20 protein-coding genes are annotated in these 22,987 nt (G+C 63.6%); 6 read left to right on the top strand and 14 right to left on the bottom strand.

Features of this window, described 5'->3' with window-relative positions:
- Positions 1-91: 91 nt before the first annotated feature.
- A complete protein-coding gene (locus tag OGI63_RS00850; protein ID WP_004268987.1) occupies positions 92-2,500 on the top strand; it encodes a transglycosylase domain-containing protein in 2,409 nt (802 codons plus the stop codon).
- 147 nt (positions 2,501-2,647) lie between these two features.
- Here OGI63_RS00850 and leuA read toward each other — a convergent pair whose 3' ends face one another.
- From leuA to OGI63_RS00780, 14 genes are all read right to left on the bottom strand, one after another.
- A complete protein-coding gene (gene leuA, locus OGI63_RS00845; protein WP_004218524.1) occupies positions 2,648-4,561 on the bottom strand; it encodes a 2-isopropylmalate synthase in 1,914 nt (637 codons plus the stop codon).
- Positions 4,562-5,125: 564 nt separating this feature from the next.
- Complete coding sequence (locus tag OGI63_RS00840; RefSeq protein ID WP_004268986.1) at positions 5,126-5,755, bottom strand: DUF5701 family protein; 630 nt, start codon at positions 5,753-5,755, stop codon at positions 5,126-5,128.
- A gap of 178 nt (positions 5,756-5,933) precedes the next feature.
- Positions 5,934-7,004: an aspartate-semialdehyde dehydrogenase gene (locus OGI63_RS00835; RefSeq protein WP_004218522.1), complete on the bottom strand. Its 1,071-nt coding sequence runs from the start codon at positions 7,002-7,004 to the stop codon at positions 5,934-5,936.
- Positions 7,005-7,060: 56 nt separating this feature from the next.
- Positions 7,061-7,627 carry an ACT domain-containing protein gene (locus OGI63_RS00830; protein WP_004218521.1) on the bottom strand — a complete coding sequence of 189 codons (567 nt, stop codon included), beginning with the start codon at positions 7,625-7,627 and terminating at the stop codon, positions 7,061-7,063.
- Positions 7,628-7,699: 72 nt separating this feature from the next.
- The gene (locus OGI63_RS00825; RefSeq protein ID WP_004218520.1) at positions 7,700-8,464 is read right to left on the bottom strand and encodes an aspartate kinase; all 765 of its coding nucleotides are present in this window, start codon (positions 8,462-8,464) and stop codon (positions 7,700-7,702) included.
- A gap of 120 nt (positions 8,465-8,584) precedes the next feature.
- The gene (gene recR / locus OGI63_RS00820) at positions 8,585-9,187 is read right to left on the bottom strand and encodes a recombination mediator RecR (protein ID WP_004218519.1); all 603 of its coding nucleotides are present in this window, start codon (positions 9,185-9,187) and stop codon (positions 8,585-8,587) included.
- Positions 9,188-9,217: 30 nt separating this feature from the next.
- Positions 9,218-11,770 carry a DNA polymerase III subunit gamma/tau gene (gene dnaX, locus OGI63_RS00815; protein WP_004218518.1) on the bottom strand — a complete coding sequence of 851 codons (2,553 nt, stop codon included), beginning with the start codon at positions 11,768-11,770 and terminating at the stop codon, positions 9,218-9,220.
- Positions 11,771-11,918: 148 nt separating this feature from the next.
- Positions 11,919-12,359 (bottom strand): Rv3654c family TadE-like protein, encoded by a 441-nt coding sequence (locus OGI63_RS00810; RefSeq protein ID WP_004218517.1) that lies wholly within the window; start codon positions 12,357-12,359, stop codon positions 11,919-11,921.
- A gap of 46 nt (positions 12,360-12,405) precedes the next feature.
- Positions 12,406-12,789 (bottom strand): TadE/TadG family type IV pilus assembly protein, encoded by a 384-nt coding sequence (locus OGI63_RS00805; RefSeq protein ID WP_004218516.1) that lies wholly within the window; start codon positions 12,787-12,789, stop codon positions 12,406-12,408.
- Positions 12,790-12,793: 4 nt separating this feature from the next.
- Positions 12,794-13,069: a DUF4244 domain-containing protein gene (locus OGI63_RS00800; RefSeq protein WP_004218515.1), complete on the bottom strand. Its 276-nt coding sequence runs from the start codon at positions 13,067-13,069 to the stop codon at positions 12,794-12,796.
- 176 nt (positions 13,070-13,245) lie between these two features.
- The gene (locus OGI63_RS00795) at positions 13,246-13,815 is read right to left on the bottom strand and encodes a type II secretion system F family protein (RefSeq protein ID WP_225842328.1); all 570 of its coding nucleotides are present in this window, start codon (positions 13,813-13,815) and stop codon (positions 13,246-13,248) included.
- A gap of 64 nt (positions 13,816-13,879) precedes the next feature.
- Positions 13,880-14,614: a type II secretion system F family protein gene (locus OGI63_RS00790; RefSeq protein WP_004218513.1), complete on the bottom strand. Its 735-nt coding sequence runs from the start codon at positions 14,612-14,614 to the stop codon at positions 13,880-13,882.
- Between the two features lie 5 nt (positions 14,615-14,619).
- Entirely contained in the window at positions 14,620-15,828 is a 1,209-nt protein-coding gene (locus tag OGI63_RS00785; protein WP_004268985.1) for a CpaF family protein, read from the bottom strand.
- Entirely contained in the window at positions 15,825-16,934 is a 1,110-nt protein-coding gene (locus tag OGI63_RS00780) for a septum formation initiator (protein WP_225842329.1), read from the bottom strand. Before OGI63_RS00780 ends, OGI63_RS00785 begins: the two co-directional genes overlap by 4 nt.
- A gap of 629 nt (positions 16,935-17,563) precedes the next feature.
- On the opposite strand from OGI63_RS00780, the gene OGI63_RS00775 reads away from it, so the two are divergent.
- The 5 genes from OGI63_RS00775 to upp all read left to right on the top strand — a co-directional run bounded on the left by OGI63_RS00775 (position 17,564) and on the right by upp (position 22,937).
- Entirely contained in the window at positions 17,564-17,716 is a 153-nt protein-coding gene (locus OGI63_RS00775) for a hypothetical protein (protein WP_226790203.1), read from the top strand.
- A gap of 9 nt (positions 17,717-17,725) precedes the next feature.
- Positions 17,726-19,960 (top strand): RNA degradosome polyphosphate kinase, encoded by a 2,235-nt coding sequence (locus tag OGI63_RS00770; protein ID WP_004218510.1) that lies wholly within the window; start codon positions 17,726-17,728, stop codon positions 19,958-19,960.
- Between the two features lie 118 nt (positions 19,961-20,078).
- Complete coding sequence (locus tag OGI63_RS00765) at positions 20,079-21,140, top strand: NUDIX hydrolase (RefSeq protein ID WP_012619661.1); 1,062 nt, start codon at positions 20,079-20,081, stop codon at positions 21,138-21,140.
- 4 nt (positions 21,141-21,144) lie between these two features.
- On the top strand, positions 21,145-21,870 hold the full coding sequence (locus OGI63_RS00760; protein ID WP_004218506.1) for a hypothetical protein: 726 nt from the start codon (positions 21,145-21,147) through the stop codon (positions 21,868-21,870).
- A gap of 425 nt (positions 21,871-22,295) precedes the next feature.
- The gene (upp, locus tag OGI63_RS00755) at positions 22,296-22,937 is read left to right on the top strand and encodes a uracil phosphoribosyltransferase (protein WP_004218505.1); all 642 of its coding nucleotides are present in this window, start codon (positions 22,296-22,298) and stop codon (positions 22,935-22,937) included.
- Positions 22,938-22,987: the final 50 nt, after the last annotated feature.

Genomic DNA, 22,987 nt, shown 5'->3' with positions numbered 1-22,987 from the left:
GGCATCTCAAAACCGCACACCGCGGGTTGGCTTGTGCAGATTCCTCCCGCAATCTTGAGTTTTTTCAGGGTCTTTGACTACCGTGGAACGCATGGTCTACCAAGCACGTACCGTCAGCTCAAGCTCAAGCTCGCCGCGCGCCGCGCACAAGGCGTCCACGTCGCACCGCGCGCCCAAGCGCGGGCAGAACGCCCCGAAAGGCCCGAAGAAGCGCACGAACCGCAAAAAGGGACTCTGGTGGAAGATTCTGCTCGGCGTGCTCGGCGGTCTGCTGGCGATTGGCATCGGCCTGTTCACCTACCTGTATGTGACCACCGACATTCCGCAGCCGGAGAAGGTCGCCATCGCCGAGAAGACCACGGTCTACTACAACGACGGCACCACCGAGATCGGCTCGTTCTCCGAGCAGAACCGCGAGATCATAGATTGCTCCGTGCTGCCGGACTACGTGGGCAACGCGATCGTCGCCTCCGAAGACCGCTCGTTCTACCGCAACGGCGGCATTGACATCATGGGCATGGCGCGCGCTCTGTACAACAATCTGACCACGGGATCGCGGCAGGGCGGCTCCACGATCACGCAGCAGTATGCGGAACGGTATTATCTGGGCGACACCACCTCGTATTCGGGCAAGATTCGCGAGGCCATACTCGCGATGAAGATCGCGAATTCGCAGGACAAGCAGCAGGTGCTGTGCAACTACATGAACACGATCTACCTGGGCCGCGGCGCATACGGCATACAGGCGGCGGCGAAAGCGTACTTCGGCAAGGAGGCGAAAGACCTCACCGTGGACGAGGCGGCGATGATCGCCGGCATCATCCCGGCACCGAGCATGTGGGACCCGGCGGTGAACGAGGCGCAGGCCAAGAGCAGATTCACGCGCGTGATCGGCATCATGCGCGAAGACGGCTACATCACCGGCCAACAGGCCAGCGAGGCGAAGTTCCCCGAGACGAAGCCAGTGTCGGTGAGCAACGACCTGGCCGGGCCGAACGGCTACCTGCTCACCACCGTGGAGAACGAGCTCGTGGCGAGCAAGGCGTTCACCAAAGACGAGCTCGAGACCGGCGGATACAAGATCGTGAGCACGCTCGACCCGAACATGCAGAAGATCATGCAGACGGTGGGAGATGACCGGCCGGAAGGCATGCCGGAGAGCATTCAGGTGGGCGGCATCGCGCTCGACCAGAAGACCGGCTCGGTGAAGGCGATCTACGGCGGCAGCGACTACCTCAAGCACCAGCTCAACAACGCCACGCAGGCGAACTTCCAGCCGGGCTCCACCATGAAGCCCTTCGGTCTGCTCGGCGCAGCAATGGACGACGTGAACTTCAACACGATGTTCAACGGCAATTCGCCCGAACGCTTCGAAACGACGCCGGGCACGTGGGCAGAGGTGCCGAACGCGCTCAACATGAGCTGGGGCACGATCAACCTCAAGCAGGCGACCGCGAACTCGGTGAACACGGTGTTCATGAACGTGAACCAGCATCTGACGCCGAAGAAATTCGCCCAGATCGCGCATGATGCGGGCATCAGCGGCGACATTCAGGAAGACACGCTCTACAACATCCTCGGCATCAACTCGCTCACCGTGTGGGACCTCGCGCAGGGGCACTCGACGATCGCGAACGACGGCACGAAGAACACGCTGCACATTGTCGACCGCGTGCTCAAGGGCGACAAGGAGATGTACAAGCCGGACCTCGGCACGAAGCAGGTGTTCGACGCGAACGACTGCCAGCTCGTGCAGAACGCGATGCTCGGCACCACGCAATACGGCACCGCGGCGGGCACGGCGGCGAGGCTCGGCCGTCAGGTCGCCGGCAAGTCGGGCACGGCGAACGACGAGACGGCGGCCTCCTTCGTGGGCTACACGCCGTCGCTGATGAACGTGTGGGCAATCTGGAATCCGGGTGAGAACGGCGAATCGCAGATCGTGCCGGAATTCGCGGGCTACGGCGTGAGCTCGACCGGCTACCCGTCGCATCTGTTCACCGAGTTCATGGCGCAGGCGCTCGCCGGGCAGCCGGCGGAGACCTTCGCGACGCCGGTCGACAACGGCAAGATTGGCGGCCCGAACGGCGACTGGGGTCTGGGCGGCCAGCGGTACGTGCCGAGCACGAACAATGGCACGCAGCAACAGCAGCAGAACGAGCAGCAGCAGACCGCACCCGAGAACACGAAGACCCCGGAGCAGCCGCAACCCGGGAACGACAACACCAACGGCAATGGCGGGGGTGAAACCGGCGGCAACCCCAGTGACAACAACGGCGGTTCGAATTCCGGCGATTCCGGGAACTCCGGCAATCAGAACGGCAACACCAGCGGCAACAACGGCGGCAACAACGGCAGCAACAACGGCAGCAACAACGGCAGCAACAACAGTGGTTCGAATTCCGGCGATTCCGGGAACTCCGGCAATCAGAACGGCAACACCGGCGGCAACAACGGCAGCCAGAATAACACCGGAAACGGCGAGCAGACGCAGCGATAGCGGAGCCACCTATGCGAAAGCCGCGGGCACAACACCCGCGGCTTTCGCATAGGCTCGCATGCCTATTACTCACATGCCGACGGCCGGCATGGCGTATTCGCCTGCCGGCCGCCAGTGCAGCATCAACGCAACGGCAGCGCCGCAACGTCAGCGGTTGGAGCGGTTGATCGCCGAGATGATCGCCTTGAGCGAGCTCGTGATGATCGACGAGTCGATGCCCACGCCCCACACGACGCGCTTCTCCTCGTCTTCCTGGCCGACCTCGCACTGCACGTAGGAGGCGGCGCGCGCGTCCGAGCCGACGCCCATCGTATGCTCCGCGTAATCGAGCACGGACGCCACGACGCCGAAGCTCTTGAGCGCGTCGAGGAACGCGGCGATCGGGCCGTTGCCGGTGCCCTCGATCTCGCGCGTCACCTCGGGCTCGCGGCCCACGTTGATGCCGCGGTCGAGCACGGTGGCGGTCAGGCGCGTGTCGGAACCGTCCTCACCCGACGACATGCTCACCTTGAGCAGCTTGAGACGGCCCCACTGGTCGAGCGTCTCGTCATGCGTGTCGGCGACCACCTCGCCGGCCTCGATCGCGCCGGATTCCTCGACGGGCAAGTACTCGTCTTTGAACAGATGCCAGATGTCGCCGTCCTTGACTTCCTTCTTCGTGGCGTCGGCATGCTGCTGCACCACCTTCTCGAATTCCACCTGCAGCTTCTTCGGCAGGTCGAGATTGTGATTCGCCTTGAGCAGGTAGGCCATGCCGCCCTTGCCTGACTGCGAGTTCACGCGAATGATCGCCTCGTACGAACGGCCGATGTCCTTCGGGTCGATCGGCAGGTAGGGCACGAGCCACACGAAGTTCTCCACGTCCACGCCGGCCATCTCCGCGGCGATCTCACGCGCTTCGAGCCCCTTCTTGATCGCGTCCTGGTGCGAGCCGGAGAACGCGGTGAACACGAAGTTGCCGGCATACGGGTGGCGCTCGGAGATCTTGATCTGATTGCAGTATTCGACGGTCTTGCGAATGCCCGGCATGTCGGAGAGATCGAGCTGTGGGTCAATGCCCTGCGTGAGCAGATTCAGGCCCAGCGTGACGAGATCGACGTTGCCGGTGCGCTCGCCGTTGCCGAGCAGGCAGCCTTCGATGCGGTCCGCGCCGGCGAGCATACCGAGTTCGGCAGCGGCGACGCCCATGCCCTCGTCGTTGTGCGGGTGGAGCGAGAGCACCACGGCATCGCGGTCGCGCAGATTATTGGAAACGTACTCCACTTCGTCTGCGAACACGTTCGGCGTGGTCATCTCCACCGTCGCGGGCAGATTGATGATCATCGGATGCCCGGGCGTCGGCTTGATCACGTCGATCACCGCATTGCACACCTCCACCGCGTACTCCGGCTCGGTTCCAGTGAACGATTCCGGCGAATACTCGTAGTACAGGTCGATGCCCTCGGCGTCGCCCTCGAGTTCCTTGCACAGGTGCGCGGCATCGGTGGCGAGCTTCTTGATGCCCGCGCGGTCTTTGCGGAACACGACCTCGCGCTGCAGCACGGAGACGGAGTTGTAGAAGTGTACAATGGCGCGCTTGCAACCGCGCAGGCATTCGTAAGTCTTGCGAATGAGGTGCTCACGGGCCTGCGTGAGCACGACGATTGTCACGTCGTCGGGAATGAGCTCGCGCTCGATGAGCAAGCGAATGAAGTCGTAATCGGTCTCCGAAGCGCTCGGGAAGCCGACTTCGATCTCCTTGAATCCCATGTCGACGAGCATGGTCCAGAACCGCAGCTTGCGCTCGGAATCCATCGGGTTCACGAGTGCCTGGTTGCCGTCGCGCAGATCCACCGAGCACCAGCGCGGCGCCCTGTGCAGCCGCTTGCCCGGCCATGTGCGCTCCGGGTAGTCGAATGGCACCTGCTTGTCGTATGCCACATACTTGGTGTACGGCATATCGCTCGGCTTCTGCGGGGCGCCAATGTACCGTGCCGGAGGCAGCAGCGGGTCATTGTTCCCCCCATTGGATGCCGCGGCAACGGCAGCGAGATCAAACACCGAAGATTGACCCTGACCCATCTTCTCCTCCTTCGAGAGTGCAAAATTTTCAGATTTCGTGACGCGCACACGCGCGTAAACAATAACCATATACGCGCTAGCAAGAAAGGGGCTTGCGACAGTCCGTATTTCGGCCATCCCAAGCAGGGATTTTACAAACATTGCATACAATTCGCGCCGCGCTGTGCTGCGCGGCACTGCGCGGCACTCCCTGCGGCACAAGTTTGCGGACTGTGGCACGGTTTACGGAAGGTTCCGTGGAATCTGCCGTTTGCAGACTTCTCCGCGGCACATCTCACGGAGGCTTCCGAAAGACAGACCACCAAACCACACTGCCACGGCACAACGTACGGAGACTTCCGAAAACTATGCCATTCCGGGGCCCCTCTCCGGCATATCTCACGGAAGCTTCCGTAAAACATGCCACAAAGGCATCTGAAAATGGCATCGTATACGGAAGCATCCGAGAATCTGACCGCAGAAGCTACCAAAAACAGCACGGCGCACGGAAGTCTCCGTAAAATATGCCATCCCTGGATCTCTCCGCAACGCAACGCACGGAGACTTCCTCAAAATACGCCGCGCTCAGCCGCGCCCTTCGATGAGACTCACACCGCGGCGCGCGATGCAGTATGCATTGCCGAGCCAGGTGTGGCGCGAGTTCGGCCAGACGGCGCCGAGTCGAGGGGCGCTCTGGCTCATCCAGATGCTCGGCACGCGCCCGTCGGCACTGCGCGAGCCCAGCAGATTGAATCCGTTCTTCTCAAGCAGCCATTCCGGATGCTGCGTGGCGATGGCGAGACCCTCTTCAAGCGTGAGCGGCAGACGTTCGTCGGATTCGATGAGCTTGCGCGCCACGTCGGGCTCGCGGTTCGTATAACAGGTGCCGGTGTGCGGTTCGATGACCAGATAGAACGGGCCTTCCGGCGGTTCGAATCCGTCGGTGGGCAGGAAGCTGACTATGTCGCGCGGCGGCATGGTGGTGAAGCCGGCCATGCGATCTATGCTGGTGCGCGCGATCAGCGATTCCGGAGTGACGAGTTCGCGTGTGGGCACGAGCAGTATATCGGCGCCCAGATCGCTGCGCTCAAGTGCGCGGATGAGCGGGCGTGCCAGTGCGCGGAAGGCGTCTTCGCTCATGTCGGCCACGTCCGGGTAGCCGAGCGCCACGAGTCGTTCCAGCTGTTTGTTCGCTTCGATCGATGCCATTGACATGCTTCCCAGCTTAGCCACATCCATGTGCGAAGCCTAGCCCGTAAGCAAAACCCTAGCCCGTAAGAACAATGACATCCCGTAAGAACGAACAATGACATCCCGTAAGGGCCAGTCCGGTATGACCGACCGTTACGGGATGTCATTGTTTCTCGGGGTGCTGAAACTGTTACGGGATGTCTCAGAGCTGGTCTGCGAAATGCTTGCGCGCGACGATCTCGGCGAGCTCGACGGCGTTGAGCGCGGCTCCCTTGCGCAGATTGTCGTTGGTGACGAAGAACGCGAGGCCCTTATTGTCGTCGACGGCCTGGTCCACGCGGATGCGGCCGACGAAGCTCGGCGTCTTGCCGGCGGCGAGCTGCGCGGTGGGGATGTCGGTGAGTTCCACGGCGGGGGCGCTCGCGAGCACCTCCTTGGCTTCCTCGACGCTCACCGGGTTTTCGAACTCGGCGTTGACGCTCATGCCGTGTGCGGTGAACACGCCCACACGCACGCAGGTGCAGGATGCCTTGAGATCGGGCAGATGCAGGATCTTACGGCTTTCGTTGCGCAGTTTCTGCTCCTCGTCGGTCTCCTGGGAGCCGTCATCCACAATGTCGCCGATGAACGGCACCTCGTTGAACGCGATGGTGCGCGCCACCTTGGTGGGTTCCGGGAAGTCGATGGCGTCGCCGCCGAACACGAGCTTGTCGGCGCCCTGGTCAACGGCTGCCTTGGCTTCGTTCATCAGCTGCTCCACACCCGCGCGGCCCGCGCCCGACACCGCCTGGTAGGAGCTCACGATGAGGCGCTTCAGGCCGAACTTGTCGGCGAGCGGCTTGAGCACCGGCATGATGGCCATGGTCGTGCAGTTCGGGTTGGCCACAATGCCGGTCGGGATCTCGTCGAGATCGTCCGGATTCACCTCAGCCACGACCAGCGGCACGTCGTCGTGCATGCGCCACTGCGAGGAGTTGTCGATCACGTAGGCGCCCGCTTCGGCGAACTTCGGCGCCCACACCTTGGAGGTGCCGCCGCCCGCCGAGAAGATCGCGATGTCGATGCCGCTCAGGTCGGCGGTCGCGACATCCTCCACCGTGATGTCGTGCCCACGCCAGTTGAGCACCTTGCCCGCGGAATGCGCGGAGGCGAGGAATCGCAGGTCTTTCACCGGGAAGTCGCGCTCGTCGAGCACGCGGCGCATCACCATGCCCACCTGGCCGGTTGCGCCCAATACTGCCACATTGACGCCACGATCGTTGATCTGTACCATTTCGGCTCCTTTTCCGGCTGCCGCCGAATACCTTGTTGTGAGTTTGCAGATTCCGCTCAGCGGCCGGTGCCGCCATAGACAACGGCCTCAACCTTGTCGGCGTCCAGACCGTACGCGCTATGCAGGGCGCGCACGGCGTCGTTGAGCTGCGAGAGCGGCACGAGGGCGGCGATGCGGATCTCGGAGGTGGAGATCATGAGCACGTTGATGCCCTCCTCGCTCAGTGCCTGGAAGAAGCGGGCAGCGAGACCGGAATGCGTTTTCATGCCGACGCCCACGACGGCCACCTTGCCCACGTTCGGATTGACGTCGAACGACTTGTAGCCCAACGTGTCTTGCGCGGCGGTGAGCGCCGTCTCCACTCGGGCGGCGTCGGAGCCGGGGATGGTGAAGGAGATGTCGGCGGTGCCGGTGGAGGCGCCCGCCTGAACGATCATGTCGACGTTCACACCGAGCTCGGCGAGGCGTGTGAACACCCTACCGGCCATGCCCGGTTCGTCGGTCACGCCGCGCACGGTGACGAGGGATTCGCTGTTGTCGTGCGCCACGCCCGAAATAATCGGCGTTTCCTGACCAAGGTCTGGGAAGAGGTCACCCAAAGACTGATCGGTATTGTCGCTCATTGTCTGTCTCCATACTCCGATTTTTATATAAAAACTCGTATTGTATTGAATAATCTGCTTGCAGATTCCGTATTACCGCACGTTCGGCAGGCTGTTCGGGTCCACGCCGTCGGGCAGCACGAGCGTGCCCGGGCGGTGCGAGAACGAGCTGCGCACATGCAACGGCATCTTGAACCGCTGCGCATATTCCACGCATCGCAGTGCGAGCACCTTGGAGCCGCACGACGACATTTCGAGGATCTCGTCGTAGCCGATTGCCGGGATGCGGCGCGCGGTGGGCACGATGCGCGGGTCGGCAGTGAACACGCCATCGACGTCGGTGTAGATCTCGCACACGTCGGCGCCGAGCGCGACGGCCAGGGCGACGGCGGAGGTGTCGGAACCGCCGCGGCCGAGCGTGGTGGCGTCGCCGCGTTCGCTTTGGCCTTGGAATCCGGCCACGATCGCGACACTGCCCTTGTTCAGCGCGCGACGCACGCGGTCGGGGTTCACGGCGCGAATATGGGCGGCGCCGAACTGGGCGTCGGTCATGAAACCGGCCTGCGAACCGGTGAACGAGTAGGCGTGCGAACCGGCGGCGTGAATCGCCATGGCGAGCAGGCTCATCGAGATGCGTTCGCCTGCGGTCATGAGCATGTCCATTTCACGGGCAGGCGGGTTCGAGTCGATGCTCATGGCCTGATCGATCAGGTCGTCGGTGGTGTCTCCCATCGCCGAGACCACGACGGCGACGTCATTGCCGGCGTTCTTCGTCTCGATGATGCGGCGTGCCACTCGTTTGATCGAGTCGGCGTCGGCCACCGACGAGCCACCGTATTTCTGTACGATAAGAGCCACGATATTCCCTCTGTGAGATTGCCGATTTGTTCTCAAGTGTACGCATGAAGCACGATTATTGTATGAATGCACCTGTAGGTGTCTCATTCTCGGCTCACGATGCGAAACTCGCACGCCCGCTCACACCTCACGACGCCCTTCGAGCGCGCGAGACAACGTGATTTCGTCGGCGTACTCGAGGTCGCCGCCCACCGGCAGACCGCTCGCCAGACGCGTCACCTTGATGTCGAGCGGCGCGAGCAGGCGGCTCAGGTAGGTGGTGGTTGCCTCCCCCTCGATGTTCGGATTGAGCGCCACGATGATCTCCTTGACCTCGCCGTCGTGGAGTCTGTTGAGCAGCTGCGCGATGTTGAGGTCGCTCGGGCCGACGTTGGCCATCGGGTTGATGGCGCCGCCCAGCACCTGGTAGAGCCCGCGGTATTCGCGCGTGCGTTCGATGCTCATGACGTCCTTCGGCTCCTCCACCACGCAGATCGTGCCGTGATCACGACGCGGATCCGAGCAGATTGTGCACGGGCTGCTTTCGCACACATTCCCGCAGACTTCGCAGAACCGTACTTTCTCCTTCACCTCGTTGATTGCGTCGACGAGGCGCTGCGACTCCGCATCCGGCGCCTGCAGCAGATAGAAGGCGATGCGTTGCGCTCCTTTGGGCCCTATGCCCGGCAGACTCGCAAACGAGTCGATGAGCCGCTGGATGGCGCCGTCGTATGCCAATGCCATGTACCCTCCTCAAGCGTATGCCACGCGGCGTCACGAGTCGCCGTGTTCCATTCGACGCGGCTTGACGTTGAGCGGGTTGTTCGCATCGTCGGCCGCAAAGTGCTCAACCTTGGTCACGTCGAAAAATTCCTCGACGGCCTTGAGGTCCATCACGTCGTGCGTCTGCACATGCGCGTCGTCCATCGAATACACGTCGTCATCGGCATCGACCTGCGGTGCGGACGGCTGGGATTCACCACCCGCCACACCCGTGGATCCTGCATCCGCCGCGTGCATGCCCTGGGGTGACATGCCGTAGGCATCCTCGACACTCATGGCCTGACCGCCCGTCACAGGGGACGCTGTGCCGAAGCCCTGAGGCCCGTTCGGCATGGCGCTCCATGGGTCGTCGCCATGGACGGGCGCAGGTGTTAGCCTCTCGTGCTGCTGTTCGATGGACTGCACCTTGCCGAAGTCGATGTGCGGATGCTCGTCGACCGGCATGCTCCACGGGTCTATGCCATCGGAGACGTCGGGCACCGCCACATGCTTGTGCTGGTGCTCCGGCGCTGGCTGCTGCCGGTTCGGCTCCTCGTGGGCCTGCTCCTCGGGGTCCAATGCCTGAGGGCGCAGGCCCACGGGCTTCACCGGTTGGGCCCAGGGGTCATCGTCCGGCAACGTCTGCGGACCATTGCCATTGGCTTGCTGAAACGACTCAGTGGGCGTCGGGGTTGTGCCGGCGGCTTGATGCGCCTCCGCATCGTTGGAGGAATCCGACGTGGTGGCCTGCTGGGCGGAATCGGATGACTCGCGCGGGTGTGCAACGATGCCCTGCAACGACTGCTGCAGCAGCTTCGCCTTGATCCGTTGTGCCTCCTCAGGCGGAAGCTTGCTCAGCGGAGGGGCGGATTCACCATTGGCCATCTTCTCAGTGGGCGCCAAGGCGACGTCGGGGCCGAACACGTTGTGCACCTGCGTGCGCACTATCGAGACGACGCTGGTGGTGCCCCCGATCGGTTCCTTGCTCACCGCCAGTGCGAAGGCGTACTTGTCGAGCGGGGTCTCGAACTTGATCCACAAGCGTTGCCTGCCGGATTTCCTGTCCATGGCGAGCATCACGCGTGGCACGCGCTCGCGGTTGATGTAGGCGCGCACGTCCAGCGGCAACGCCGCCACAATGGCGTCCCAGCGCTCATCCACGGTGCCGTTGCGCTGAATGTCCTCCGGGATCGAGGGGACGTTCGAGGCTGCCTGCGGCTGCGAACCGGCATCATGCTCCGTGGTGGCGGCCTGGATGGCTTGCGGTGTGGCAGTGGGAGCGGCGGCCTGGGTGGGGGTGTCATGCCCGGACTGTGGTGCCGTGGCGCCATCGTTGAAACCGGAGGGTCGTTGTGCGTCGACGAACCCGCCGCGGGCAGAGCCCTGCGTCGCCGAAGGGGCAGCAGATGAACCGCGCGCGCCCGCACCGGCGAGTGCCGGAGCCTCCGCGGCGAAGCCCGAGGCCCTGCCGGCCAGCAGCTTGGCGGCGAGCAGCTCCAGCCGCATACGCGGCGAGGCGGCTCCGGCCATGTGCCCCAACGTGTCGTCCATGATCTCGGCCATGGCGGTGAGCTGTTGCAGCCCCAGCGCATCGGCCTGCCGGTGGAGGTCGCTCATGTCTTCCGCCTCGGCGTCATCGCTGAGCACATGCTCGGCCTCATCGCCGCCGAGTGTGAGCACGAGCAGGTCGCGGGTGCGCACAAGCAGGTCCTCGACGAATCTGCGGGCGTCGAACCCGGCCACGATCACCTTCTGAATGATGCCGTACAGCTTGGCGCCATTCTGCTCGATGATCGCGTCGATCGCCTCGCCGAGCAGTGCGTCCGGCGTGAAACCGAGCAACGCCACGGTGGAGTCGTAGGTGATGTCGTTGTCCACACAGCCGCCCATGAGCTGGTCGAGCACCGAAAGCGTGTCTCGCACCGACCCGCCGCCCGCACGCGTGACGAGCCTGAGCACACCGGGCTCGGTCTCGATGTGCTCCTGCTCGCATACATGCTCCAAATACGGGGTCATGATCTCGGGAGGCACCAGACGGAACGGGTAGTGGTGAGTGCGTGAGCGGATGGTGCCGATCACCTTGTCCGGCTCGGTGGTGGCGAAGATGAACATGAGGTGCTCCGGCGGCTCCTCCACGATCTTGAGGAGCGCGTTGAAGCCCTGCGGGGTCACCATGTGCGCTTCGTCGAGAATGAAGATCTTGTAGCGGTCTCGCACCGGGGCGAACCCAGCCCTCTCCCGCAGTTCACGGGCGTCGTCCACGCTGTTGTGGCTCGCCGCGTCAATCTCCACCACGTCGATCGACCCGGGTCCGCCGGTCGCCAGATCCCTGCAGCTGTCGCATTCGCCGCACGGGTGCGAGGTGGGGCCCTTCACACAGTTGATGCACCGTGCCAGAATGCGCGCGGAACTCGTTTTGCCGCATCCTCGCGGCCCGGAGAACAGGTATGCGTGGGTGAGCTTGTTCTCATCCAAGGCGTGCATGAGGGGCACGGTAACCTGGTCCTGCCCGATCACCCCTTCGAAGGTGTCGGGCCTATACCTGCGATACAACGCCAATGCCATGTCTATCCCGTCTGTTTGCAATGCGTATGCCCGAGTGGCCGGCATGCCTGCCGGAGCAGTGCATGGCTGTCTCGTGCCGCATACCGATGTGCTATATAACCTAGCGCGTGAGGGGCATCAAAATCCACTCGGCAATGATGCCCCGGCATCACGGTTGCGATGCGCCGCGTGTTGCGTCGACCTCATCGCATCGCCGTGGTCCGGCACGCGCGCGTGCGCTCACCCGCTCCACGAACGGCACGCCTGTTGCGGTGCTGACCTCCATGGCCACATCCATGTCGATCACCTCGCATGATTCCACGGCTCCCGCATTGTTGCGCGCCACGGCAGAGCCGATGCCGCAAGGGTCGGCGGCAGCCTCGTTCCAATAGGCGTCGGCGGCGGCCAATGCCGACATATCGGCTGCGGTGCGCGCCTGCGCCCGGGCCATGGCAATCCTGGCCCCGGCCGCGATGGTGCACAGCAGCACGGCCACCACGAGCACGATGCCGACCGCACTCGGCGACGCATTGCCGGCATCCTGCGCCCGCAGACCATGCGGAATGCATGGCGCGGATCGCGTCGGCACACGCCTCGCCGCAGCGCTCATCCCTCGCCTGGGCGCACTCCCTCGCAGACCCATTTGGCCACCTCCTTCATAGCCTCTCCTGCCATATGCCATGTGCACGCCCCGTCACCATTCTCGGCACGATGCCCCAGGGGTCGGCCACCACCGCGCAGTGGGCGATCACCTCGAACCCGATTCCGGCGGGACGCACCTCTATGCGAGCGCCATCGCCAGCAGCCGCCTGAGCCATGGCCTGCGAGCCCGAACCGCTCCCCTGCACCATCAACGCCCGCGCGGCGTTGGCCGCCGCGTCCTGGCACCCGACCGACACGACGGATGCCCGGCCCAAATAGAGCATCAAGGCCGCCAGCATCACGATGACCGGGAGCACCACCGCGAATTCCGCGGTGGCCGCCCCCTCGTCATCGCACTGCAGGCGACGCAACGCCTGCCCGAATGCATGGCCGCCCATGGCCTCACACGTTCAACGCTTTCTTCACGATGTTCGTGAGCAGCGTCTTCACCGTGTCGGATTTCATGAGCGCCACCAGCACCGCGGCGAATCCGGTCGCCGCAACGAGCACCACCGCGTATTCGGCGGTTGCCGCGCCTTCCTCCGGCTGGGACATGAGCGCCCGCCATCTCGCCTCCAAACCGACCTGCGCCCGCAGCAGCCGGTCCGAAGCCGCATTGATGCGCTCACCCACGCCATGCCTCCTGTGTTCGAACAGGATCACCTCATTGTGTTCCATATCTCTCCTTGCCTGTTTCGTTGGCCTGTATGTTGTGTTTCCCATCTGGTCTCCCAGATGATTCCACTATGCGGCCGCCAATATTCGGTGTAAAGCCGGACGGACGCATGTGGATAACTCCACCGTTATCCACATTGCGGGTCGCCGGCAATGTGGATAACCTCCGCGCACCCGCCTCACATACGCATGAACGACATGATCGTCGGCACCACCGCGATGAGCAGGAACGCCGGCAGCAGGCACAGTCCCATAGGCAGCAGCAACCGCACCGACAATCGCGACGCCCGTTGCTCGATCCGCGCGCGTTCGCTGCCGTCCATCTGCTCAATGGCCGCATGAATCTGCGGCAGCGGCGAGACGCCATCCTCCCAGGCGGCACGCAATGTGCGGCATGCCAATCCCAATGCCGAGGAAGCCGGGGAGGAACCATCATGTTCCAACACGGCCCACGCCTCATCCCAGCACACACCGCGCAGCAGTGCGGCGGAGACATGCCCCAGCACCTGCGCGCATGCGCCGCCGCAGCATGCGCCAATGCATTCCAATGCCCGGGGAATCGCGACGCCCTGAGCAATCGCCGCCTCAAGCAGTTGCAACAGCAACGTAGGAGACGGCTCCCAGCCCGGGCATACCTCGAGCAATCGCCGCTGCAAGGCATTGCCGCGCCCCGCCAGCGCAATCTGCGAGCGCGCCAGTCCGTCAAGTTCGCGCAACCGACGTGCAGCAATCCGCTCGTTCCCAACCATGTGCAAGTAAGAGGCGAGCGCCGCGCAGATCGCGGCACACCACGCCCAGAATCCAGCCACAGGACTACCCGTCCGCGGCAAGCAGGCGCTGCATCCACAGCAGTCCGCCCACATAACAAATCGTGCCCAGGCACAGCATGGCGCGCCCCTGTGCCGAGCCGAACAGCATGCCCAACGGATCCGCGCCGAGCAGCTCTCCCAGGAACACCACCACCGCCGGCAGCGCGAGCAGCATGCGCGCCGTGGATTTGGGCATCGCGAAGGCATTCGCGCGCAAATCGTCTTGCAGCCGGGCACGCAGATAGCCTGCGCGCACCGCCTCGAGGCAGCGTGCGGCCGGGCACCCCAGTTCCAGGCTCACCGCGCTGGCCACGGCGACCCCACAGGCCACCTGCGCGCAGTGCGAGGCGCGCTCATGGGGCAGTCTGCATGCTGCGAACAAGCGCGCCATCTGGGTCACATCCACGTTGCCCTCGCCATCGCATACGGCATACACACCGACGGCATGCCCGTCGCCGGACGTAGTGGGGTCGCGCATGTGGCGCGCACGAGCACCTCCGCACCGGCGCTCCGGGAACACCGAGTCAAATGCGCGTTCGAGCGCGGGCTCCAGCGCGGCACCGGCCTGCAGCGATGCGATGATCGACGAGAGCATGACGCTGATGCCGCATGCCGGCTCACACGCATGGTCAGCCACGCCCGATTCCACCGTCTGCAGGCGCCATGAGACCGCCGCAGGGGCGGCCCATATCATCAACAGCACACTCAGCGCCGCCGCGAGCGCAGCCACGAATGCCATTCGTCTCACCTTCGTTCCGGCACCCGCTTGGTGCCCCAACGTTCGGCGAATGGCCGCCATGCCTCGCCGGCGACAGGCTCGCCACGGCCATCCCACGAGCACACCGTGCGGCCGACGAGCCTGCCCTCCACCATGCACAGCATGCCGATCTGCGCCAAGTACCGTTTGCCGGGGCGCCTTTCCATGTGAAGCACCACGTCGAAGGCCCCGTCGGCCAGACCCGCCATGGTATTCGGCTCAACATGCGCGAGCAGCCCCAGCGAGATCAGACGCCCGGGCACACGGCTCACCCCGCTGGCATGCAGTGTGCTCATGCCGCCGCAATGGCCGGAGTTGAGCACGCGCATCAGGTCGATCACCTCCTCGCCGCGGCATTCGCCCACCACCACGCGGGTCGGGTACATACGCAGCGTGGAACGCACCAGATCGCCCATCGTCACCTCGCCGGCACCCTCCACGTTCTTGGCTCGCGCGCAGAGTGAAACCGTGTTGAGATTGCCGAGCCCCTGCAGCTCGCGAACCTCCTCGACGAGCACAATGCGTTCGGATGCGCGGCAATTGAGCAACAGCGCCTTGAGCAACGTCGTCTTGCCCGAGCCGGTGCTGCCGGTGATGAGAATGTTGGCGCGGGCCAGCACCAGGCGATCCAGTATCGGACGCCATTGCGCAGGCCAGCAACCAGCCTGCTGCAATGCATCCATGGTCGCGCTCATGCGGGAGGGCAGACGAATCGAAATCGACGCGCCATACGGCACCACCGGCGCGATCACCGCATGCACGCGGGTGCCGTCAGCACCGCTCGCATCGGCTATAGGGCGGGCGTCGTCGAGCCGCTCACCCAATTGCGCACACAGCTGCACGGCCAGACGACGCACCACGGCAGGCGAATCCAGCGGAATGGACGGGTGCTCGAGCTCTATGCCAAGCCCGCGCTCCACCCACACGGCACCGTCGCAGGTCACCAGGATGTCGGTGACGCGCGGATCCGCAGCCAGCCGTTTCAGCGGGCCGAAATTCACCGGGCGAGTGGCATCCACGGCCGTCACGGCACGCACAGCGGGGTGCACAGTGGTCTGCGCAGCGGTCTGCACAGTAGCGCCCACACCGGCATGCCGAGGTGCCGTATCCGGAGGCACCGGCGCCTCGGGAAGCGGAACCGCCACGCCGCCGGTTGTGTTCGTCACCCCATTCGGCCCTACAATCTGCCACATCATCTGCCTCCTATGCCGCACGCACGCTCCACCATCTCGGCCACATCGCCGAGCACGCGCGCATTGCGCCGATGCACGCGCCGAATTCCCAAGCCCTCCAGAATGTCGCCACAGAGTCTGGCATCGGAGCGGACCGGGCCCATCAGCTCGCACTCCATATGCTCCATCTGCAAGTATTTGCGCGCCTCCTCCAACGACACCGCCCCGCGGCCCTTCGCAACCGCAGGCGGCTCCACGCACAGCACGCCGATCACACGCCCCGGCACGCCCACAATCGGCTTCCACTCCTCCCCCGGCCGCGGCGGCTCCTGCGCACGCGCCATATTGCGCTCGCCATTGCGACGCAGCCATTCGATATGTGCCTTGGCACGCGCCAATCCCAGCACGGTGAGCTCCGCCACCACAATGTGCGAGGCCTCAACCAATGCGGGCACATGCTCAATCTCCAATCCATGCCCGGCATCGACCACCACGGCATCGCTCACCTGTGCCAGCGACTGCAGTGCCGCCTGCATCTCGAACCACGCCGGCTCCTCCTGCACCCAGCAGTTGTATGCGAGCACGCCCACGCCGTCCCAGTGTGGCAATCTGCGACGCAATGCCTCGCCATCGAGCTCGCCGAGCGGCGCATGAATGTCATGCCACCGCGACCCGGACTCATGTTCAATCCCGAGCAGCACGTCCAGACCGCCGCCGCCCGCGCGCACGTCGGCGTCCACGATTGCGCACTCGTTCTCTCGCTTCGCCAATTCGCGGGTCAGCATGGCCGCCAGTGTGGTCGTTCCTGCACCGCCGCTCGCGCCGGACAGCGTGATCACGTTCTCGCACGGCGCCTGCGTCGCACACACCGGCATGCGCGCGTGCTGCGCCCCCGCATGGGTTCGGCGCGCGGGCGGCGACAGCTGCGGAGAGCACGCAGGTTCCGCCATCGCGTGCACTGGCTGGTATGCGGGCACCCTGCGTGCAGACTCCGCCTGCCACGGCCTGCGGGCGCGCGCGTCACGCATGCGCACATCACGCGCGCATGCCCCGTTCATTACCTGTGGCCGATGGAACGACCACCCATGGCGCTCGGTATGCGGCGCCCCTACACTGATCTGCATAGTCATAGTTGCATTGAACGTGGGTTCCGCAACCGGTTCAATCTCTACGAGGCATTGTGGTCGGAGAACGCGTTATCCACATCGCGGGTCGCCGGGCATGTGGATAACGCGGCCGCCGCTGAGTCACATACACCGCCGCAGACTTCTTGCCAAGAACTATTCCAAAACAAAGGCGTTTTTTCATGAAATAAAAAAGAGACCCACACGAGGTGGGTCTCTTTCCCAAGTCCAACGAGGCAGAATCTCTGCACAACCTCATCGTTGTAACGGTAAGTCTTTCCATTGCCCGCCCAACGTAATAATCTTGCTGATCATCTACTTTTGTGGGTCTGCTCTTCGGTTGTCCTTGTACTTGCAATTATGCTCGGAATTTAGGATTACGCAAGTCGGAATCGCCTAAGCGTCACAATCTGACCACATGTGCTCTTTTTATCTTTCCGTGTTCATTTCAACAAGGAACCTCACAGAGAAAATCGCACATTCTGTTCACTTCAGCCGCCTAGATGTTCAATCACTCAAATACAGCGGCAATACTTCGGCGTGTCGCTCACTGTTCGCCGAAAATCTCACATTTTCACGAACATACGAAGTCCGCGAATGTACCATGGTGTTTTGTTGTGCGTCGGGCAATCCGCATGGCCGCAATCATCCAAACCATCTCCCGCGCAGAGCTCAACGCCCGCCGCACGGAAACGGCAGCGCGGATCGGCACCGCGAAACGGGCCCATCCGTGGACATATTCCGAATTCTTTCGTGAACTCAGTGATTTTTCAGCCCGCTCGTTCTAAAGTAGAACCATGTCACAGATTTTCAACGCACCATCGAAGGCGATTTTGCGCAGCCAGATTGCCGAACACATCGCTGAAACGGACAAAAGCGACAAGCGGGAGAACATGGAGGGCGAGCTCCCGCTGCCACCCGACCGCTTCTTCGACCGCGAGCTCAGCTGGCTCAAATTCAACAAACGCGTGCTCGAACTTGCGCAGGACGAGACGATCCCGATCATCGAACGCGCGAGCTTCGCGGCGATCTTCGCCAGCAATCTCGACGAGTTCTTCATGGTCCGCGTCGCCGGTCTCAAGCGCCGCATCGACACCGGCATCGCCGTGACGAGCGCGAGCGGACTGAGCCCACGCCAGCAGATGCGCGCGATCTCCGAGCAGGCGCACCGCTTGCAGGACGAGCATGCGCATTACGTCGTCGACACGATCCTGCCCGAACTCGCCAAGCAGAACATCCAGCTGCTCGGCTGGGACAAGCTCACGATCGCCGAGCAGGAGCGCCTCTCCCGCTACTTCCGCCAGCAGGTCTTCCCGGTGCTCACGCCGCTCGCGGTGGACCCGGCGCACCCCTTCCCCTATATTTCGGGCGGTTCGATCAATCTGGCCGTGCTCGTGGAGAACCCGACCTCCGGCAAGTCCCACTTCGCACGAGTGAAGATTCCCGACAATCTCGACAGACTCGTCCCCGTCGACGACATGACCGAAGACGAGGCGGAGGACGTCCGCTACGGCTTCATCACGATGGAGAACCTGATCATCGCGCATTTGGAGACGCTGTTCCCGGGCATGATCATCAAGGAGGCGCGTTCGTTCCGCGTCACCCGAAACGAAGACATCGAGGTGGAGGAAGACGACGCCGAGAATCTGCTCAACGCGATTGAGAAGGAACTGCTGCGCCGCCGTTTCGGGCCGCCGATCCGCCTGGAGATCTCCGATGAGACCTCGCCGTTCCTCTCCCAGCTGCTCGCCGACCAGATGGGCGTGACGCCGGACGAGGTGTACCGTCTGCCGGCGCCGCTCGACGCTACCGTGCTCTTCGAACTCGGCGGCATTGACCGCCCCGACCTGAAATTCCCGCCCTTCGTGCCGACCACGAACCGGCAGATCGCCGAGGTCGAGTCGAGCCGTGCGCAAGACATCTTCGCCGCGATTCGCGAGCGCGACATTCTGCTGCACCACCCGTATGACTCGTTCTCGACGTCGGTGCAGGCGTTCCTCGCGCAGGCGGCCGCCGACCCGAAGGTACTCGCCATCAAGCAGACGCTCTACCGCACATCGAGCAACTCGCCGATCATCGACGCGCTCATCGACGCCGCACAGGCCGGCAAGCAGGTGCTCGCGCTCGTCGAGCTCAAGGCGCGCTTCGACGAGGATGCAAACATCGCATGGGCGCGCAAGCTCGAACGTGCCGGCGTGCACGTCGTCTACGGCATTGTCGGATTGAAGACGCACTGCAAGCTCTCGCTCGTCGTGCGCCAGGAGGCGGACGGGCTCACCCGCTACTGCCATGTGGGCACCGGCAACTACAATCCGAAGACCGCGCGCCAGTACACCGATCTCGGCCTGCTCACCTGCGACCCGGTGGTGGGGCAGGATATGACGAAGCTGTTCAACCAGCTGTCCGGTTACGCGCCGAAGTCGAGTTTCCACCGTCTGCTCGTCGCGCCGCGCACCGTGCGCTCCGGTCTGATCCAGCGCATTCGCCGTGAGGAGGAGGCCGCGCGCGCCGGCAAGGAAGCGTGGATCAAGATCAAGGTGAACTCGATCGTGGATGAGAAGACGATCGACGCCCTCTACCGCGCCAGCCAGGCCGGTGTGAAGATCGACATCGTCGAACGCGGCATCTGTTCACTCAAGCCAGGCGTACCCGGGCTTTCCGATAACATTCGCGTGCGCTCGATTCTCGGCCGCTTCCTCGAACACAGCCGCATCTACGCGTTCGCGAATTCCGACGGTCCGCAGATTGGCGAGGGCCCGGTTTCCGGACCGGAGGTGTGGATCGGTTCCGCCGACCTCATGCACCGCAATCTCGATCGTCGAGTCGAGGCGCTCGTGCGCATCACCGCGCCCGAGCAGGTGCAGGAGCTCATCGACTACGTGGACCTGCAGATGGCCGACACGACGTCCAGCTGGCATATGCAGCCCGACGGCACCTACGTGCGCCATTCGAAGGACGCCGAAGGCAAGCCGCTGCTCGATTGCCAGGAGTACCTGATCAAGAAGCACATGCGCAAGAAGGCCACGAACTGACCTGCCGCCAATCTGTGTAAATAGATTCCTCTGCGTAACAAGGGACATTGCGAGCGCGACAATGTCCCTTGTTACGCAGAGGAATCTTTTTTCGCAGCGAATGGCGTAGTCTGAAACCATGAGTGAGAAACGAACTGTGGAGGCTGCGGGCGGCATCGTGTACCGCATTGTGCGCAGCATCGGCTCAATGATGGCTCCGTTGAGCGCGAACGACGTGGAGGTGTGCCTCGTGCACCGCCCGAAATACGATGACTGGAGCTGGCCGAAAGGCAAACTGGAAATCAACGAATCGCACCGGCACGCGGCGGTGCGCGAAATCGGCGAGGAAACCGGCTTCCCCGTCGCGCTCGGCCCGTTCCTGGGCGAAGTGGAGTACCCGCTCTCCTCCGAGGGCAAGAAAACGCGTCACACGGGCCGCGGAGACGGCAAGGACGCGACCAAGCATGTGCTGTACTGGATGGCCACGCAAATCAGCGACGACGACAACTGGCACCGCCGCGAGGCCTTCGGCCCCATTCACGCGGTCGATCTGGGTGAGGTGAGCGAGATTGCGTGGCTCTCGCTCGACAAGGCGCGCAAGAGGCTCACGCATTCCACCGACCGCGATATGCTCGCGCTGTTCGTGGACCGCATCGAGGAGGATGCGCTCAAGGCGACGCCATTGCTGCTCGTGCGCCATGCCAAGGCGGAGCCGCGCAAACAGTGGGACGGCACCGAGCCGCACCGCCCGATCACCCCGGAGGGCGCCGCCGCCGCGTATGCGCTCGACCGCGAACTCGCCTGCTATAATCCGGTCGAGCTCGCCACTTCGCCGTGGACCCGCTGTGAACAGACCATAGAGATGCTCTCCTGGCAAACGAAACGCGAGCGCCGCGCACTGCCGCCGCTCACCGAGGAGGCGTTCGAGCGCGACCCGCAGGCGGCCTGGCATTGCTTCGCCGAGCAGATCAAACGCGTGCTCGAGACCGGCAACACGATGGCGATCTGCATGCACAGGCCGGTGATCGGTGGTATGTTTGAACATCTGCGCCCATTGTGCGCAACCAAATCGCTGGCCAAGAGACTCGTCGCGAAATCGCCGTACATGGCCACGGCGAACGCGTTCGCGCTGTTCCTCGTGCAGACCGAAGACGGCCCGCGCATCATCGACATACAGAAAGTGACGCCTATTGTCTACTAATTCCATGCATTCCGGCTCCGGCTCGATTATCGCGAGCCGCTCCGCATTCACGCACACGGGCTCGCCCCGCCCCGCGCGCCCCGGCCAGCTCGATCAGGCGATTGCCGAGGGACTGGCCAGCGACGTCGATCCCGAGCGCCTGCGCGAAGTCGCCCACACGACCGCCTGGGCCCTGCTGAGCAAGGTGCACAAGACCGACGACCCTGCCATTGTGGAGCGCGTGCTCACGCTGGTGGACCGCGAGGGGGTCGACGTGATCGCCGAACTGTGGAGCAAAGCGGAGCCGGACTCGCTGCCCGGCGTGCTGTGGCGCTTGTATCTGCTGCGGTCGTGGATGCGCAAGCAGCGCGATACAATCGCCCGGCTATGGCGCCTGGGCGAGCCGATTGCCACCTCCGCCTCCGCGATCGCCGGCGTGGACTCCGCCCCCACCGAAGATGACATCGCGCGCACTGCGGACTCGATTCTCACCGGCGCGTTCCGCGGGGATTTCGCGGTCGCGTTGACGCGCGCATCGGTGTTCGTTGGCATCGTCGCACTCGGGTTGCGCGTCGAGGCGCGCGAGCTCACGCAGCAGGCGAATCTGAATCCTGTAGGTTCCGCCGCCGAGCAGAGCAAACGGTGGCGCACGCAGGCCGCGCAACTGCTGCATACCGCGGCGAATCTGAACATCACGAGCAAGGATTTCAAGCACGGCGCGGCCCTGTGGCGTCAAGGCAAGCTCGAGTAACCGGCCGGTTTGCGCGGCGCGCACTTCCCGCGTGACAAACCAGTGCGAATCTGCACGCATTCGTCGCATTGGCAGGCCCGCAACATGACGAACATATGCGCTCATGCACAGGTTTGTCATATCTGCAGATTGCCCGCACGACAAACCCGTGCACTCTCGCGCATATTTGCCATATGAGATCGCAGATTCATCGTTCGGCGCGCTGCAGGCCGACACACCTTGGCGGAGGGTGTAAGCTTGAGTGTTGCGCCGGGCCGTACATAGCCCCGGGCTCCGTTTTTTGCCGCTGCGAGCGGCCTTTGCGCCGACAGGCGCTTTTGCGGTCCGGCGTTTTCTCAACAGCGTGCGCAATCTGAACGCATAATTCGGCACTGAATTTCGTGTTTTGTCACCCGCGAACACAAACAAGGCTTACTCTAGTAACTATGGAATTGCATGTACTCAATCACCCGCTCATCGAGCACAAGCTCACGGTGCTCCGCGACAAGAACACCCCCTCCTCCACGTTCCGCGAACTCGTCTCCGAGCTCGTCTCGCTGGAGGCCTACGAAGCAACCCGCAATCTCGAGGTCGTAGACAAGCCGATCGAAACCCCGGTCGCGCCCATGGTCGGCAAGCAGATCGCCAAGCCGCGCCCGATCATCGTGCCGGTGCTGCGCGCCGGTCTGGGCATGCTCGACGGCATGACGCGCATGATGCCGAGCGCCGAGGTCGGCTTCCTGGGAATGAAGCGCGACGAGGAGCACCCGACCCAGCAGATCACCTATGCGAACCGTCTGCCGGACGATCTCTCCGGCCGCCAGTGCTTCCTCATCGACCCGATGCTCGCGACCGGCGGCACGCTCGTCACCGCGACGCACTACCTGATGGACAAAGGTGCCAAGGATGTCACGGCGATCTGCATCATCGCCGCTCCGGAGGGCATCAAGTTCGTCGAAGAGAACATTCGCGAAGACATCAACTTCCGCGTGGTCGTGTGCGGCGTCGACGAAGGCCTCAATGGCAAGAGCTACATCGTCCCCGGCCTGGGCGACGCCGGCGACCGCCTCTACGGCGTCATCGACTGAACTAGCATATCGACAAACTGTACCCCCGAACAGATCTACTCATGTTCGAG

This window comes from Bifidobacterium sp. KRGSERBCFTRI (genome assembly GCF_025908335.1).
The sequence above is the reverse complement of the archived record's forward strand: the minus strand, read 5'-3'. Positions and strand labels throughout refer to the sequence as shown.